Origin of the sequence: Fibrobacter sp. HC4, assembly GCF_023373925.1 — a bacterium.
Taxonomy (GTDB): domain Bacteria; phylum Fibrobacterota; class Fibrobacteria; order Fibrobacterales; family Fibrobacteraceae; genus Fibrobacter.
Genome location: NZ_JALCZV010000018.1, coordinates 24,722 through 41,217 on the forward strand (window position 1 = coordinate 24,722; position 16,496 = coordinate 41,217).

The 16,496-nt window shown below is 52.2% G+C and carries 14 protein-coding genes; 2 read left to right on the forward strand and 12 right to left on the reverse strand.

The window, feature by feature from the left end; all coding sequences use genetic code 11:
* Positions 1-54: 54 nt before the first annotated feature.
* From MMG03_RS11765 to MMG03_RS11795, 7 genes are all read right to left on the reverse strand, one after another.
* Positions 55-1,386, reverse strand: a complete 1,332-nt coding sequence (locus MMG03_RS11765; protein WP_249506351.1) for an ATP-binding protein — start codon at positions 1,384-1,386, stop codon at positions 55-57.
* A 438-nt stretch (positions 1,387-1,824) separates the two neighbouring features.
* On the reverse strand, positions 1,825-2,568 hold the full coding sequence (locus MMG03_RS11770; RefSeq protein ID WP_249506352.1) for a PDDEXK nuclease domain-containing protein: 744 nt from the start codon (positions 2,566-2,568) through the stop codon (positions 1,825-1,827).
* A gap of 146 nt (positions 2,569-2,714) precedes the next feature.
* Positions 2,715-4,085, reverse strand: coding sequence for a hypothetical protein (locus tag MMG03_RS11775; protein ID WP_249506353.1), 1,371 nt, complete (start codon positions 4,083-4,085; stop codon positions 2,715-2,717).
* Between the two features lie 186 nt (positions 4,086-4,271).
* The gene (locus MMG03_RS11780) at positions 4,272-5,846 is read right to left on the reverse strand and encodes a hypothetical protein (protein ID WP_073160734.1); all 1,575 of its coding nucleotides are present in this window, start codon (positions 5,844-5,846) and stop codon (positions 4,272-4,274) included.
* Between the two features lie 445 nt (positions 5,847-6,291).
* Positions 6,292-7,317: a phosphoribosylformylglycinamidine cyclo-ligase gene (purM, locus tag MMG03_RS11785; protein ID WP_249506354.1), complete on the reverse strand. Its 1,026-nt coding sequence runs from the start codon at positions 7,315-7,317 to the stop codon at positions 6,292-6,294.
* A 44-nt stretch (positions 7,318-7,361) separates the two neighbouring features.
* Positions 7,362-8,165: a cyclic nucleotide-binding domain-containing protein gene (locus MMG03_RS11790; protein WP_249269411.1), complete on the reverse strand. Its 804-nt coding sequence runs from the start codon at positions 8,163-8,165 to the stop codon at positions 7,362-7,364.
* A 10-nt stretch (positions 8,166-8,175) separates the two neighbouring features.
* On the reverse strand, positions 8,176-9,465 hold the full coding sequence (locus MMG03_RS11795) for an ABC transporter substrate-binding protein (protein WP_083542131.1): 1,290 nt from the start codon (positions 9,463-9,465) through the stop codon (positions 8,176-8,178).
* Between the two features lie 118 nt (positions 9,466-9,583).
* Between MMG03_RS11795 and MMG03_RS11800 the strand changes: the two genes are divergently transcribed.
* Positions 9,584-10,462 carry a hypothetical protein gene (locus MMG03_RS11800; RefSeq protein ID WP_249506355.1) on the forward strand — a complete coding sequence of 293 codons (879 nt, stop codon included), beginning with the start codon at positions 9,584-9,586 and terminating at the stop codon, positions 10,460-10,462.
* On the opposite strand, the gene MMG03_RS11805 is transcribed toward MMG03_RS11800, so the two are convergent.
* On the reverse strand, positions 10,410-11,246 hold the full coding sequence (locus MMG03_RS11805) for an NYN domain-containing protein (protein ID WP_101480058.1): 837 nt from the start codon (positions 11,244-11,246) through the stop codon (positions 10,410-10,412). The genes MMG03_RS11800 and MMG03_RS11805 overlap by 53 nt on opposite strands.
* A 132-nt stretch (positions 11,247-11,378) precedes the next feature.
* Complete coding sequence (locus MMG03_RS11810) at positions 11,379-12,329, reverse strand: M48 family metallopeptidase (protein ID WP_249506356.1); 951 nt, start codon at positions 12,327-12,329, stop codon at positions 11,379-11,381.
* A 459-nt stretch (positions 12,330-12,788) separates the two neighbouring features.
* Between MMG03_RS11810 and MMG03_RS11815 the strand changes: the two genes are divergently transcribed.
* Positions 12,789-13,004, forward strand: coding sequence for a hypothetical protein (locus MMG03_RS11815; RefSeq protein ID WP_073160739.1), 216 nt, complete (start codon positions 12,789-12,791; stop codon positions 13,002-13,004).
* A 144-nt stretch (positions 13,005-13,148) separates the two neighbouring features.
* Here MMG03_RS11815 and MMG03_RS11820 read toward each other — a convergent pair whose 3' ends face one another.
* The 3 genes from MMG03_RS11820 to MMG03_RS11830 are packed head-to-tail and all read right to left on the reverse strand — an operon-like array spanning position 13,149 to position 16,469.
* Positions 13,149-14,948, reverse strand: coding sequence for a penicillin-binding protein activator (locus MMG03_RS11820; protein WP_249506357.1), 1,800 nt, complete (start codon positions 14,946-14,948; stop codon positions 13,149-13,151).
* Between the two features lies 1 nt (position 14,949).
* Positions 14,950-15,264, reverse strand: coding sequence for a DNA polymerase III subunit beta (locus tag MMG03_RS11825; RefSeq protein ID WP_073160741.1), 315 nt, complete (start codon positions 15,262-15,264; stop codon positions 14,950-14,952).
* Positions 15,265-15,287: 23 nt separating this feature from the next.
* A complete protein-coding gene (locus tag MMG03_RS11830) occupies positions 15,288-16,469 on the reverse strand; it encodes a metallophosphoesterase (RefSeq protein WP_249506358.1) in 1,182 nt (393 codons plus the stop codon).
* Positions 16,470-16,496: the final 27 nt, after the last annotated feature.

Genomic DNA, 16,496 nt, shown 5'->3' on the forward strand with positions numbered 1-16,496 from the left:
TGTGAATAAGAGAACTCTTATGGAGATGAATATAGAATAAAATCACTTTTATGGTCAACCAAGGCCATATTTATTTGATTCGTTTTGGCCGGCTATCCACTTCAAATAGAATTCCACCAGGTAGAGCGGCACGTTGACCATCTGCTCCTGCTCGCGGTAATCCGACATGGAAAATCGGATGCCCTTTAGCTGCGCATTTGTTTTCAGCACCGTCGAAAGGGATTTCGCCTTGAGGTTTTCTTCGGCCTTGACTTCGGTGGGGTAAACGGCTCCATGCTGAAAGACAAAATCAATTTCCGAAGTTGAATTTTCGTTCGTGTAGTAATACAGGGGCTGTCTCATGGTCGCGATGTATTGCTGGGCGACATATTGCTCGGTAAACGCCCCCTTGTATTCCGTTATCATCTTGGACTCGGCCAGAATTTCCTTGGCGGGAATGTCTGACATGGCGCCGAGAAGCCCGAGATCGTTTACAAAGAGCTTGAAGCAGCCCATGTCTTCGTAAAACTTGACGGGCATTTCGACCTTGTTGATTCGGCAAACCTTATGGACGAGCCCCGCGTTGATGAGCCACTGGACTGCGTTTTCGTACTCCTTCGCCCTGCCGCCCTTGCGGAGCGCACCCCATATAAATTTCTTGTTCTCTTTAGCCAGTTGGCTTGGGATCGAGTTCCATACGGCGGAAACTTTCGCAAGTTCGTTGGAGGGAATGTGCTTGGAGAAATCATCCCGATAATCGTCGAGAATCCGTTTCTGGATTTCACGGACTTCAAGGATGTTCTTGCGATCCACATAAGCGAGTACCGCCTCGGGCATTCCCCCCACATAATAATACTGTCTTAAAAGTTCTATCAGTTTGGTCTTCAGGACGGCATATTCGTCGAACCTGAACGCGTTTAGGTGCATAAGCAGATTTTTTTCGCCAAGGGCATCGAGAAATTCGCTAAATGATAGCGGGCTCAGCTTGAGCCTATCCACTTTTCCTACTGGGAATCCTGAGCCGGAATGGACCTGAAGCCCGAGCAGGGAACCTGCGACAACGACATGGTATTCGGGCGCATTCTCGCAAAAATACTTTAATGCAGTCAGTCCCTCTGGCTGCTGCTGGATTTCGTCAAAGATGATAAGCGTTTTGCCTGGTTCCACGACCTGGGATGTAATGGCGGAAACAGCTCGCAAAATCCTGTCGATGTTGAAGTCCGCGAACAGGAACCTAGAGGAATCGTCCGTATCGCAGTTTATGTAGGCGACATTCTCGAATTCGTTCTTTCCGAATTCCTTGAGCAGCCATGTTTTGCCGACCTGCCTTGCCCCCTCCAAAATAAGGGGTTTACGGTGCGCGCTATTTTTCCATTTCAGTAGATCTTCATAAAGAAAACGCTTCATACTCTATATATACATTTTTCTTGACGAATTTTGAGCGCTATTTACATTTTTCTAGACGTAATTTAAACACTGCGTACATTTTTCTAGGCGAAACAACGATTTCCCACAAAAAAGCCTTAGAAAAAAGGCGCGGAATCGCAGGCATTTGTCAGCTAGAGGCCTTCGACAGCCCGACACAAACAAACACGAACGACCCGCGCCCCATATTCTGGTCACCCAGCAAATGCACATTCAAGAAATTGAAGATGCATTACGCCAAGCGATGGCGCCAAGGTTAACCTGGCGGCAGACGCGTTCGTTTCGTCTTACTCACCGTGTCTTGAAATGTCGAAGTTTCTAGCTGTGAATAAGAGAAATGCTAATGACTTGAATATAGAACAAAATTCACATTCAAGTCAATAGATTCGTGTTTGTTTTACGGACTTTAAAGTAACTCAACTACACTCTCTCGCCTTTCAGCAAGTCGCTTTTTTCCATGAAGTCCAGCAGCTGGTGCCTGGTCGGCAATTTGGGCTTATAGACAGAGGCGAAATCGCTCTTGGCGACACTGGTGGCAAACTCCACCATTTTGGGCCCGCGGCTTGTAGTGAGCAGGATTCCCACGGGAGGGTTGTCGCCAGGCTGCATGACCTTGTCCCGGTAATGCTTGACACAGGTTCCCAGCTGATCTAAATCGGTCTTCCGGAATTTGCCATCCTTCAGGTTCACCAGCACATGGCAATGGAGCATACGGTTATAGAATACCCAGTCCACACTCAGGTCGGTGCCGTTCACGGGAAGCTGCCTTGCCCTGGCCTCCAGGCAAAAGCCCAGACCAAGTGAAAGAAAGAAATTCACCATGCGGTCCTGAGACTCGTAAGGCGCCACACTGTAGGACGCCCGCCTTTCGGCAGCGAAACTGCCCATGAGAAATTCCGCAGACGACTGCGCCCCCTCGGACACCATAAGGGAGCGCTGCACCGACGCAACCTGAAGTTCCACCAGCCTTTGCTGCAACCCCTTGCGCTCGGCAATCTGGGCAGAAAGCTCCGGCAGCTCCGCCTCCTTGACATAGCGGTTCCTGACCTTATCGCCCTCGCGCCACTGCAGGTAATAACGGTCCTTGCCCTGGATGACCTTCTTGGTGATGGAACCCTTGGGCAAGAGTGCAATCCGACTTTCTATACTTTCCATTTCATTCATATACTACAATATAAACTACGTAAACTACATTGTCAAGATGTGTAGTTTATACTGATGCATAATCACAACAAACAGAAAAGCCCCGCTTACCTGCGGGGCATCCCATTTTTTATAAAATGTGCGGGATTTAAATACGCAAATTTTTATTACCTAACCGTAACCTTGGCGCTGTAGGAAAGTTTCTTACCGCGGATTATGACAAAGTAATTTCCTGTAGGAAGATTGCGATTTACAACCATATGTCCCATGGCATCCATGATTACCACCTGGGCAGATTCCTGGACGCCCGACACGGAGACGGTCCTTCCGACGACACTTACCTGCGGCACCTTGAAGTTCACCTTGGACGAAACGATTCCCTCTTTATCGTCCTTTTCCTGGTTAGCGTTCTCGTTGTCTGCGTCCCCAAATCCATTTTCGTACAAAGTCGCAACGGCTTCAGCCCACAGACGGTGCATGCTCTGCGCACCCTTTTCGGCGGGATGCACGCCATCGCTGGCAGAGAGTTCTTCGGGGTGCTTGGAGAAGTAATCGTAAAAATCCGGGCCCTTAGGCAGGTTGTTTGTTTCGGTCAGCTCGTCGATGGCATCGAGGTAACCCTGGTACACTTGCCACTCGGCGATGTCGGGATTGGTGGCGATCATGCGGGCGATAATGGGCGTTACCCCGTGAGCTTTCGCCGTGTCAATGATTTCCTGCATGTTCTTCTTGAACTTCGCCAGGTTCCAGCCAGTCTCATCGCCCCAGGCATCGTTGGTTCCCATTTCGATGGCCCAGAACTTGACATTGCCGGCATACTCGCCATAATACTTGAGGCCTTCGACCACGCCCGTGGTGTTCACGCAACCGATGCCGCCGCGGAGCATTGCAGGGTAGTAATCGGGATAGCGGGCGTGAATCAACTGAGAAAAGTTGGAGTCCACTTCTGTCTGCTTCAGGCCCATCTGGCTGATGCTGGTGCCCATAAAGAACCAGGTGTCGTTTCCGCCATCGCTCAAGTCGTAGGCGCCAATTTCTTCCAGGTTCTTGACGGCTTCGTCGGCCACGATCTTGAACCAGGACTTGCCTGCAAAATCTACCGCGATGCCGCGGCTCATGGCGCCACTTTCGCCAACCTGGGCCACAACTTCCCAGTCACCGTCAACACCGTCGGTGGAATTTCCGGAGGTCAGAATCTTGAAGTTCTGCAGGCTGGATCCTTTCGTAGGAAAGTGCTGGCAGCTCGCCGCATGAACATATTCGTCGCCTACCCAGGCTTCATCGCCGCGAGTCTCCCAGGTAATAAAAATTCTGGACGGCCCCTCCCCCACATTCAGGGCCAGTTCCTTCGCCGAGGCCACCTGATTAAAATCCAGATGACCATCAGTATAGACATCAGGTTTCCAGTTGGAATTGAGGGCGCCATCTACATAAAGATTCTTGCCGATGCTCAAATTAACATTGGCCTTAATGGCAGATGCACTTACCGAAAGACCCAAAACACACGCCGCAACGGCGCCAACACCAAACATTTTCATAAACACTCCATAAGCGGCCCAAACCCATTCTGCACCGCGGTCTAAAAATAATCCCCATAATGGGGGTTCGCAAAATAATAAACCGCATACCTTATAGATCCGTTGGAACAGACGCAACAAGGAACATCACCAACGCAAAAAGGGCCTCCCGGAGGAGACCCTTTAAACGCTAAGGAATCGAATCGATTACTTCTTGCAGGCGCCCTTGGCTGCCATTTCGTCGGGGCATTCGCAGCCCTTATCGGTGCATTCCAAAGTTTCCAGCGGATCGCCAGCCTTGTAGGTAGACCAGTCGGTGTGCCATGCGTAGTTGTTGGACTTTTCCTTATTGATGGTAGTCATGTAATGGTCGATCAGGTACTGCGGGCATTCCACTTCTTCCCAGTTGTAGGTGGGATTGTCGGCAGCCATGAACCAGTCAGCAAACCAGTGGCAACCGCGGAGCAGGTTGGGAAGGCCAGCATTACCGAAGGCGGCATCGCACATTTCCTTCACGCAGGTCTGGTAAGATTCGAGAGTGTTGTCGTAGCCAAGCTTGCTCTGGCATTCAGTGAGGAAGCCGCCGAAGCCTGCGCCCCAGTTCACGTCTGCACCGTTCACCTGGACAGAGAGTGCGTCAAAGGCGCCCACGCCACCACCCGGAACCATCAAGTCGAACTGGCCCACTTCCACATCGTGACCAATGTTGGAAGTCATGACCACCATGTGCTTGCCCTTAAGAGCCTTGTGGGTAGCCTTGGCAGCATTGTTGGCGCTAGCATCCTTGAAGGAGCCGTTGTACTGCAAGTGGAAGCACTTACCGCAAGAAGTTGCGGAGCCGGGACCTGCCACGTATGCATAGGAAAGAGTATCGTTAACAGCGATGGGAGCCATGTCGGTGCAAGTGAACACACCCTTATCCTTGGCTTCGCCACAGGCGCTGTTGGTTCCTTCGTAACCCATCCAGTACTGCTGAACGGCGTGGCCCAAAGTAAAGGTGGGAACTTCCACGTCGTGGATGTTGCAGTTACGGGCGGTAGTCATACCGGCTTCGTAGCTTGCCTGGGTGGTGGTATCGGTCTTGCCTTCTTCACCATTGCTGATCCAGGAGCAGTGAGGCTTACAGGCGTCCCAGTAACGGGAGTTCCAACCGGTCTGGCCGTTGCTCAAGATGTCCTTGGTGTATTCTGCCGGAGGAGCGCCATAAGATTCAATAGAGGGGAAGCCATTTTCCAGGGAGGGCTTTACAGTTTCGCTGCTGGAAATTTCTTCCTGAGTTCCACCGGGGCCGACAATGGGGGTAGATTCGGAGCTGGTGATTTCCTGAGTACCACCAGGGCCAACAATGGGAGTTGATTCAGAGCTGGTAATTTCCTGGGTGCCACCGGGGCCGACAATGGGAGTTGATTCAGAGGAGTTGGGATCAGACGGGTCCGGCGTAGAGGTTGCTTCGCACTTGTTTACCAAGTCAGCATAGCCGGCTTCCATGACCACATTGCCTTCGTTATCGTAGATGTTGATACCATCGTAGGTACCATAGGCATAGCCGTTAGCCAAGGTCACCTTGCCGACACCGTCAATTCCACGGGGATAAACCAGGAGCTTGACAGAACCCAGGTCTACTACAGAAACCTGTTCCGTAGCGACGATACCGGAGCAAAGATCGTTAACGGGACCTGTACCCGGTCCATCGGAACTGCTGTCACTGCTACAAGCCACAAAGGCGCCAGCAACCGTCAAGGCACCAGCAGCCACTAAACTTTTATAAAAGGGATGTTTCATAATACCTCTCTCATATGTGCCAAACCCAAACACGACACAATTTTACACTCGGGGGTAAAAATATATTCACAAAGCACATTTTCAAACAGTTGAAACCTTTTTGAAAGCTGAAAATGTTCCCGAAATGTACTCAAAATGAATTCAAATCCAATATTGGTGTAATTCAAAAAGGCAGTGATTCAAAAAAGGCAGTGGATTTCGCAGATTTTCTCCGTTTTCCACCGCCTTTTATTTACTTTATCTAAAATAAATAGTCCCAAACGCACTTCAATTAGGGTAAAATCCGTCCAAATGGACGTTTTTTCAAAACAAAAACAGTCCGATTTCGCCCAAAAACCGCCGAGATTTCATACAACATAATAAAAAGGCAGTGGATTTCACGGATTTCTCCGTTTTCCACTGCCTTTTTCTTGTAACTCACCCTTCATTAAGGGCAAGAAGCATTTTAGTCCTTGAACTTGACCTGCTTGGAGCCGGCAACAACTTCGCCGACCTGCACCCACTTTTCGCCCTTGGCTTCGAGATGAGCAACAACTTCAGCCTTGTCAGCCGGATCGATGAAGATCAACATACCCATGCCCATGTTGAAGGTAGAGTACATTTCGTCCTTCTCCACAGAGCCTTCCTTCTGGATGAGCTTGAAGATCGGAGACGGATCCCAGGAGGTACGGTCAATGATAACGTCCACGTCATCCGGGAGGATACGGGGAATGTTACCCTGGTAGCCGGAACCAGTGATGTGAGCGAGACCCTGGATGATCTTCTTGTTGCAGAGATCGATGAGGCTGGGGTAGTAGCTGCGGTGCGGCATGGTGAGAGCTTCGCCGATGGTCATGTTGGTGCCTTCCAGCGGAGTGTCAACCTTGTAGCCGGCAACGTCGAAGAGAACCTTACGAGCGAGAGAGTAACCGTTGGTGTGGAGACCGGTGGACGGGAGACCGAGGATGATGGTACCCGGCTTGATCTTCTTGCCGTCGATGATGTTTTCGCGTTCTACGACACCCACGATGGTACCGGAGATATCGTAGTCACCCGGACCGTAGAAGCCCGGCATTTCTGCAGTTTCGCCACCGATGAGCACGAGACCGTTTTCGCGGCAAGCCTTAGCCATACCTGCGACCAGCTGGTCCATGACACCCGGTTCGAGACGACCGGTAGCAACGTAGTCGAGGAAGAACAGCGGACGTGCGCCCTGGACGAGAATATCGTCGCAGCAGTGGTTCACGATATCCTGACCGGGCAGAGTATGAGTGCCCATTTCGATATCGACCTTGAGCTTGGTACCCACACCGTCAACGGAGCTGACGAGAACGGGGTCCTTCATGCCAAGGTGGTTGAGGGTGAAGAGGCCACCGAAGTTGCCAACATCACCGAGAACGCCTTCGTTAAAGGTGGTACGGACGGACTTCTTGACTCCGACCATTGCTTCGTCTGCACGGGCCAGAGATACACCAGCGTCTGCGTAATTCATCTTTTTATCCTTCGCCCCATGCCGGGGCGTGTTTTGGGGTCAACTTACTGACCACCGTTTTGTTTTTCATCAATATTTCTGAGAGCATCCAGGATGAGGCTAGTTGTATCAGTCATCTGGTTGATGTTTACAACTTCCGGCATCAAGTGGGTATCCAACTTGTACAAGGTTTCGTCGCCCCATGAAAGCATTTTTTCAAAGGCGTCTGGGCCTGCCAGTTTACCGCACTTGGCACAGCAAATTCGACCATCTCTAAAGGCGATAAAGCCCTTTTCGCCATTGCACTCGAAAATCACGGTGCCAGTGACGCGGCTCTTTTCCATGGTCTGGGCAAAGTCGATAAAGGGAAGAACCTTACCGGAAGCCAACAAGGAAAGACGTTCAAATTCATCGAATGCCTTGTTCTTGGCGCGGAGTCGGTCTGCCACCACCTTGTACAAGTACACCATGATGCTGGGGTTCTTGTCCAGGAACTTCACAAACTCTTCGCGGGGAATGTGGAGCACGGTGCAGCCATCTTCGGCGGCGATCACCGTATTGCTGGTAGGTTCGTTACAAATGATGGACATTTCACCGAAGCATGCACCTGCTTCCAGGGAAGCCAGCATATTGTAATGACCGTCAGCAAGAATCTGACCGCAAATCATGGCGCGACCACTCTGCAACACGCAGAACGAATCACCGATAACGCCACCGTTAATAATAATCTCGCCCGTATCGTATTCACGAATCTGGGCATTCAAAAGCAAATAGTCAGCACAATCGCGAGGTACCTGCTGCAAAAACGGGGTACCCAGCTCATAATTGGCCGAAATCCAGTCACCTATACCTGTATGAGGTTTCATCATATTGTAAATATTAGAAAATATTGCGGTACCATTCAAATGCCGGATTCCCGGAAACGGGCTTTTTGGCGGTCGTGGAAATCAGGCTGGAGAGATTCTCCACCAATTCGTCGGGCCTTGCCACCGCACCTTCAAAGAAATCGTTTCCGCCACCGGGGCCCTTGCGCCCATCATTCTGCAAGACCTTCTTCTCCTTGAAAGCCTTGATGTAGGCGGCGCGGGGCTCCGCAGCCAGGATTTCTTCGGGAGTGCCGAACATACCGGGGTTAATCCAAATATCGACGGAGTCTGCCAGGGCCATCACATCTTCAATGGTGAGCTTCAGTTCGCGGGTAGTGTCGGACGCCCACAAGTAGCAGCCGCCTGCTTTTCTGATCAGGTCGGCAGTATAGCTACGTCCACCGGGGGCGTACCACACGCCGCCATAGCTCATGCCCGCAAGAACCCGGGGGCCCCTTGCCACAACCTTAAAACCACGCTTTTCATTTTGCCCGGAACGCACTACCTTCTGTTCTACACAGGGGTCGGCGCTTCCTGCCGGATCTCCATAAACAAGGGAATCAGAGAAAGACTCCGAATCTTTTTTTTCGTCGGGCATTTCTACGTTAAACAGGGAACTATAAAGCTTGATCCACGCCGCCTTGGCCTCAAGGGAATTCTCCTGCCATTCGGAGGTAAGCATTACGGGTATGCCCAGCTTTTCCATACGGTCGTAATCGTCCTGGGAACCGCCTGTGACAAAGGTCATGACCAGGTCCGGCTTTAAGGCGATGAGCTTCTCGTAATCCACATTCATGCCGTCGGGGCTTACTTCTGCGACCTGCCCTGCGGCGGCCTTTGCGTACAAAGTAGAATCCGCAATGTACTTCCCGGCACCTACCGCTATAATGCGGTCTTCCACACCGAGGCGAAGCATGTAGCCAATCTGGGCCGATGAAAGTACCGCCACCCTCTGGAGAGGCGTCCGCAGCACCATGGCGCTAGACAGTTCCCCGGGCAAGGCGCCCCCCGCGGTAAAGGCGGCAGAATCCCGAAGCACAAAGATTTTCTCCAAGGTGTCGGCCCCCACGATGGAGCGGATAGCGGCCACCTGTTCCCCGCAGGCGGAATCCACCCACAGAAGGTTGGTCCGGGCGCGGTCATCCCCCGCCACAACCTGCCAATTTTTCTGAATGGAACTGCCGCAGTCCTGCTGAACGGCTTCAACGTTCTTCTCTTTTTTAGCAGGCTCGGACCCGCAGCCCACCATTATCAAGGCGATTAAAATCCCCAATGCCCCGACTTTTCCACCAAAAGTCAACATCTTTAATCCTCAAATTCATCGTAAATCGTTGATTTTTAACGCTTTAACAAATTTTCCACTGCAAAAATCCTCAACATAATGTATCTTATATGTTCGGAATTTATAAATGGGATCTTTTATGAAGACAAAGATAACCTCTTTTTTGACTGCAGCTGTCCTTAGCGTACTCGCTCTGGCAAACTCTTCCTTCGCTGAAGCCGAATCCGGTTTCTACGACAAGGACCATATCCGCGGATTCGTATCCTTCGGCACCGATTTCCGCATCATGCACGATGATTTCCAGAGCTACGTGAACCACCTGGCCTTCGTAAAGGGCGGTCATACCGTGTCCACCGATGAAGGCGACGTCTTCTACAGCGGTGGCAAGATGAAGTACAAAACCTTTGACGACTACTACCTGGGTCTCCACGCCATCTTCGGCGCCCAGTACAAGCAGTTCCAAACCTGGATCGACGTAAACTTCATGCCCACCCAGATTTCTGAACGTCCCAGCAATACCTACACTGCCAAAGCCTATGACGCCAATGGCGATGAGCTTCATATGAAGTTCCCCCTGTACGACGTCAAGTGGTACAGCTACGGCGCCGACTGGATGTTCGGCTGGAAGCTCTTCGGCGAAAACACCTTCATCAACTTGATCCCCGCCGTCGGTTTCGGTTTCAACCTGATCAACATCCACTTCGCCTCTAACTTCGAAGTCACTGACTTGAACGGTGGCGAAACCTACAACTTCCGTAACCGCTACTACAGCGCCATGGCCACCACAGTCAACAGCGAACTGGAAGGCCGCCTGGAATTCGACCACCTGGCATTGGGCGTCTATGTCGGTTACCGCTTCGTACGCTACAATGAACTCAGCGTCGAAGGCAAGGAACTGGTCAACACCGAATATATCGGCGACGACACCGACAACAACGGCGACACCTTCTTCCTGGGTCTGCGCCTCACATGGATCTTCCACAGCGACTGGCAGACAAAGCAGGAAAACAAGCTTTAATACTCTCCGGAGTTTCGCATTTCGCCCAGAGGTCATTTGGCCCCTGGGCTTTTTTCATGCCCGCCAATCCGTCATCTGCAAAACGGCCCACAGCCAGCCCGTCATCCGTCACGCAGGTTAAACCGCCACCGCCGACTGCAACATCCGGGGCGGTCCCAACCTGGGGGCGAAAGAAGAATCCCGTAGGCGGAATATCGTTTGCAGGATCGTGGTCCAGAATCCGCTCCATGGCAACGTAGTGCGCACAGCGTAACCTGAGCCCCGTATCGGTCCTCCAGTGCACATAGCGGCTGTTCTTGGGGTAGCTAAAACTCCAGCCCAGCAGAAGCACAGGCACCCCCATTTTCTTGAGCCTATCTACAAGGGGAACATATTGCCCCTGGGTGCTGAGCAGTACCACCGCATCCATATCGCAGTATGCGGCAAACATCTCGGCGTCCTTGATCAGCCCCAGGTTCGGCCCCATGTGGCCATCGTCTACAGGAAGGTCGCTGTAATGGACCTGATACCCCGCATTCATAAGTTCGAACTCGAACTTGAACACACCCTTGACCCCCCTGGCGTAAATGTGGGGGTTCCTCTGGGGGTGATAATAATGGGACTCCAGGGCGACAACCCGATTGGCCCTGTTGAAGTAGCGCTGGATCTGCAACTGCACCCAGAACTTGAGCCCCCGCAAATCCAGACTTGCGTGGTAGCGGTGGTGGACCCTATAGTACTCGTTCACCTTTTTCAGGGTGTAGCCATCGAGAAAGAAGCCCACCCGCAAACAATTCCCAGTCATAATGCCTCCTGACGGTTAATGGTTCTTTCCTATTAACACGCAGGAAAATCCGGGAGTTTTCGTTAAAAATTGTTAACAAAATAAAAAATGCCGAAATTTATTCAAAATCAGCATTTTTTACATCAAAATTTTTTAAATCAGGTCGCGTTTATTTAAGTCATCCATCAAGGATCCGGGCATCCATTTTTCAAGGGCCCTGTACTTGGGATTATCCAGCTTGGCACGCCATTCCGCCGCCTTCTCTTTTCGGCCGGCATCGTTATGAATGCGGATCAGGTTCAGCACGGAACACCAGTATCGAATGGAGGCGCCAGTACGTTCCAGATAGGCGGCAGCACTCTCTTCGTAAATCCGGGCGGCTTCATCATAACGCTTCAGGCGGTAAAGCATGTCGGCCTTGATCTGGAGCATCACGGGATTTCCCGGTGCGCGGGCCAGGCCACGTTCGGCAAGCTTCAGGCCGGTGGCGTAATCTTCCTTGTCGTAGTGCATCCAGACCAGGGGCGTAAGGAACAGGGGCCAGAAGCGGCCCGACACCTTGGAGGCGCTATCCAAAACGGAAAGGTATTCGGCACGGTTGTCGGACTTGAAGGGAACCCAACTGAAACTCTTGTCGATATAGTAGGCGTAGATGGCAAAGAACGTGCGGGCCTCCAGTTCCTTGGAATCCTCGAAGGCCTTGGCGGCGGAGCGGGTGGTCATGGCGCCTTTTACAGAATGACCGGTCTCCCCCTGCACATAGCCGATCTCGAAACGGCGCAAGGCGTCCCACAGTCCCGAGGCTTCACACTTCTCGAGGCTACGGCCGGCATGATGGAGGGATGCGGTATCCCCCTTGTCGTCATAAATACTAATACGGACAACCCCTTCCAGAATACAGCCCAGGCCCTTGTTCTCGGCGCGCAGTTCCTTGGCATACTTCAGGGCGTCATTATAGCGCAGGGCCATGGTGGCCTCGGTGGCCTTTTCCCACAAAGCGGCCTGCCTTGCATCCAGGGCAAGAGTCAAATCGTGTTCGTCGGCCGCAAAGGCGACAACAGAAGCCAGGGCAAGACAGAATATCAAAAGGAATCTGGAAAACATCAGGGTAAATCTAGAAAATTGCACCACCGGTGTTTATGGGGGATGTTGATAAGTTGTGATTTGCGACAGATTACAAACACTTTATCAACAGAAAAAGAAGACCCCGATTTTCGCTATTTCACCCCCATTTTCGAAAACATTGTCGCAGGTTCTTATTCCAGACAGGAATATTCGTCTCGACGGAACCGCATACGGTCAAAAACAGGGTTAAAATGCCGTAATTTAATGAAAATCAACAAGTTAGACTTTTAAAAACCGGCATTTTCATATATAAAATCGGGCAAAAAACGCAAACGGTTAAACTTACTTATTATTTACGAATAAAAAAATCTGTTGTCAAAGCTCTAAAAAAAATCTATAAATAGTACAAACATTCAACAACTTTTCAACAATTCACAAACTAATCAACATGTAGAAACATTTTTTTTCGTTCCAGGCGATATACTTGGTGGAGGTCCCATGAAGATATTCCGCAAAACATCGGCACTGTCCTTCTACTTGCTCAAGTCCGGCTTCCAGGCATTCAAGGCAAGGATCAAGGAAGAGCTGGACGCCACCGGCACCGTGAACCTGGACGACATCATCGATGACGAAGAGCTGCGCGCCTTCTACCGCCGTGGGGAATCCCCCGCATTCGTAGCCGCAGCCCTCTGCCCCGCAGGCATCGACGACTAGAAAGTTTATTTCTCTCCTCCTAGAAACAAGAGCCCCGCAGTTTTAAACCGCGGGGACTCTTTTTTTAAATGCAATCAGCTAGATGTCGTCGCGACCCATATCGTCAGGCCCCATATCGTCGGAACCGTCCGGCGGCAGCCGCAATTACTTTCTGGCGGGGCAGCCTTCGACAGTTTCGAACTTGCCCTTGTTCACCGTAACGATCTTGGTGTTGGTGTTGGCGCCACGCTTGAACTTGATGTCTCCATACACGCCCTTGAAGACGGCGGTGTTGTTGATGGAGTTGGTCAGGCTGTTGGGCTTCTTTGCGATGGTGCTGAACACGATGTTTGCAGCGTCGTAGCTGAGGCCGCTGACCTTGTCTTCGCCCGGTTCATCGCCCCAGCGTTCCTTGAAGTCAGACACGAACTTCTTGAGGTCGGAGTTGTCGCCGCCCATGTCCAGGGCCGGCACGCTGAAGTAGGAGCTGTCCACCAGACGCTTGCCCTGGATCAGCAGTTCGCGACCATACCAGCCGGAAGCGCCCAGCAGGCGACCGGAAATCTTGTTGAATGCCACCTGACCTGCCATGAGGCCTGCATCGCCGGGGTTGGTTGCGGGGATAAAGATACCCGGGATATCGAAAGTGGAGTCAGCCATGTAAGCCTTGCGTTCCTTGGCGTTGATGGCATCCAGGTCGGAAGCGCCACGGGCCAGGTTGCGGCGGCGGTTCAGCTGCTTGAAGCGGACATCGCGGAGCAGGTCAAATTCAGTCTTGTAGTCGGGGCGGCCTTCTTCGTAGTTGCGGAAGGCGACCACGTTACCACCGCGGCGTTCAACAGCCTGGGTAAAGCTCTGGCTCATGGAAGCACCGTAATCACCCAGGGGGCTAAGAACGGCGAATTCCTTGATGTTCAGGCAGCTGGTAGCGAAGTCTGCAATCTTGTGGGCCAGGTTATCCATGGTGATGTTCACCTGGAAGATATTGGGACCCATCTTGGCGATGCCGTCATCCGTTGCAGTGGGAGTCAGCATGGGGATGTTCTGGAAGTTGCTGCCCAGCCAGGCGCCGACGGTTGCAGCCGGAGCGCTCATGATGGGGCCGATCACGGCGATCACGCTATCCTGGTTGATAGCCTGCTGGGTACGGAGGAGAGCCTGAGAGGCATCGGCGCGGGTATCGGCGGTACGGATATTCACCTTACCAGCCAGGCCAGCCTGTTCGTGGGCGAGAATCACACCCTGAATGGCAGCAGCACCGAATTCGGCGAAGTCACCGGACAAGGGAGCCAGCACCAGGACGGTGGGCATGCCGGCACCGTAGCCTTCCAGGGACTCGATGCCACGCTGGGCGGTGCTCAGAAGCTTTTCGGAAATATCGGAAGAAGCGGCCACCTTCTTGTACCAGTAGCGGGCGGCGCGGTAACGCTTGACGTTCTGGCATTCACGGCCAATCTGCAGCTGCATCCAGCCGATAACATCCTTATCCACCGGATACTTTTCCAGGAGAGCCTGGAGCTGGTCAGCGTTCAAAAGGGAAGCGGCCAGAGTCTGTACTACCACGTCCTTGGTACGGGCACGGGCGGCAGGATTCTTGGAGTAGGCCAGGATGCGGTGCATGGCTTCGACACCTTCGTAAACGTTGCCCTTTTCTACCATGACAATGGCGTGGGCCAGTTCCATGCGTTCACGGTAAACCGTGTTCACATAGTATTCCAGGAATCGGGAAGAAACCTTTTCGGCCTCGTCGCGGTTATGTTCGCGCAGGTAGCATTCGGTGAGCATGACGGTTGCCTTTTCACCGGAAGACTTGCGGAAGCTGGACTTGTAAAGCTTCTGGAGGGGGGCGATAGCCTCGGCGCACTGGCCGTTCTGAATCAGGGACTTTGCCTGGGAAATTTCATCCTGGGCGAACAGGGAGGTTGCGAGGGATGCAACCAGAACAAGGGGAAGAAGACGTTTCATACTAGGATTCTTCGACGGACTGAACCACGTCGTGCTCTTTCTTGATTTGTTTCTGGAGGGATTCGGGCAGCTTAGCCCAATCCATAATATCCACGCGGAAAGGCAAGCCGCTGTCGACAAAAGCCTTTTCAATGGTGGTCATGGTTTCAAAGGAAAGGGGTTTTTCGGAAATCACCACCAGTTCCAGTTCCGTATCGGGAGTAAGGTCTACTCCTGTCACACGGGCGCCATGGGCCCAGACTTCCATACCTTCAAAATGGAGGGCAAGGATACGCTGGACCGTTTCCAAATGATTAGATTCGATGCATAAAGCCATGGGGGGAAATATAGTTAATCCCGTCAGCGGTACAGGAAATGGAGTACCCAGAGCTCCGTATCTGACCCTACGCGAACGGGAGGGCCCCAGGAATCGATACCGGAACTGACCAGCCAATGGACCCCATCCAGCATGCCAAAACCGTATGCCAGGCGCCAAACCAGGCCAATAATCAGGTTTCCGGGGAAGAACTGCCCATCGTGAGTATGGCCGGAAAGGGCGAAATCAGGCAAAATTCCCGAATATTCGGGTTCAATACCCTTTGGCTGGTGGTCCAGCAGGATCCAAGGGCTAACTTTACGGTAAGCGCCAGAGGAGTCAGACTTGAACTGCTGCGGCACCAAATCCGCCAGAGGTTTACGTTCGGTACCGCGGGTACGGGCCACCTGGAAATCAGTACGGCCGGTAAAGCAGACTTCGGGGACGCTAACCTTACTAAAACAGGCGGTAGAATCGTCCATAGTGACCCAGCCGTTGCTTCGGAGCCATGCCAGCGTATTGGAACCGTTACGTTCCTGCATGGCCTCGTGATTACCGTTGATGGCTATGGCGGCCACCTTGGCGGACTTGGCCACCTTCGCCATGAGGGGGCCATAACCCCATTCGTCCATGGTAGCGGTATTTACATCGGACAGGTCACCGCCAAAAAGGACGAAGTCCGGCCCGATGGAATCCACCTGGGCAGCCAGGCGTTCAAGCTTTGCGGTACGGAACAGCGGAGCAAAATGCATATCGCTGAAATAGACCGCGGTAAACGGCTTTTTGGAACCGCAGGAATCGCAGTCCGTTTTCAGGGAGACATCCTGGGTACGCACCTGGTAATCGGCATTATGGGGCACGCCCAGCCCGATAAGGATGAGGGCCAGCAGGATGCTGGCGATAAGAACGCCTCTCGTACTTTTACAAACAAAGTTAGCGCTTGATTTTTGATAACCCGACCCGGTCATTTTATGGCTGAGCCAGAAAAAACGGCCCATCAGGAAGACGTCCAGCAAAATGAACATCCAAAGGGCCTGACACATCCAAATGGTAAAGAATGTCAGGAGGATGGCGCCTACAACGCCGTCCCGCAAGGTCATGCTCAAAAAGATGCCAAGCAAAAAACCGAGAGCCAGCAGTTTCCCCCCTTTGCCGGGAAGGGTCCTGCTGATGTTCAGGTACAATACAACGATGGCAGTGAGCAAAAGTCCGAAGAAAAATATCATAGGGTAAAATTACATAAATTTGGCGTC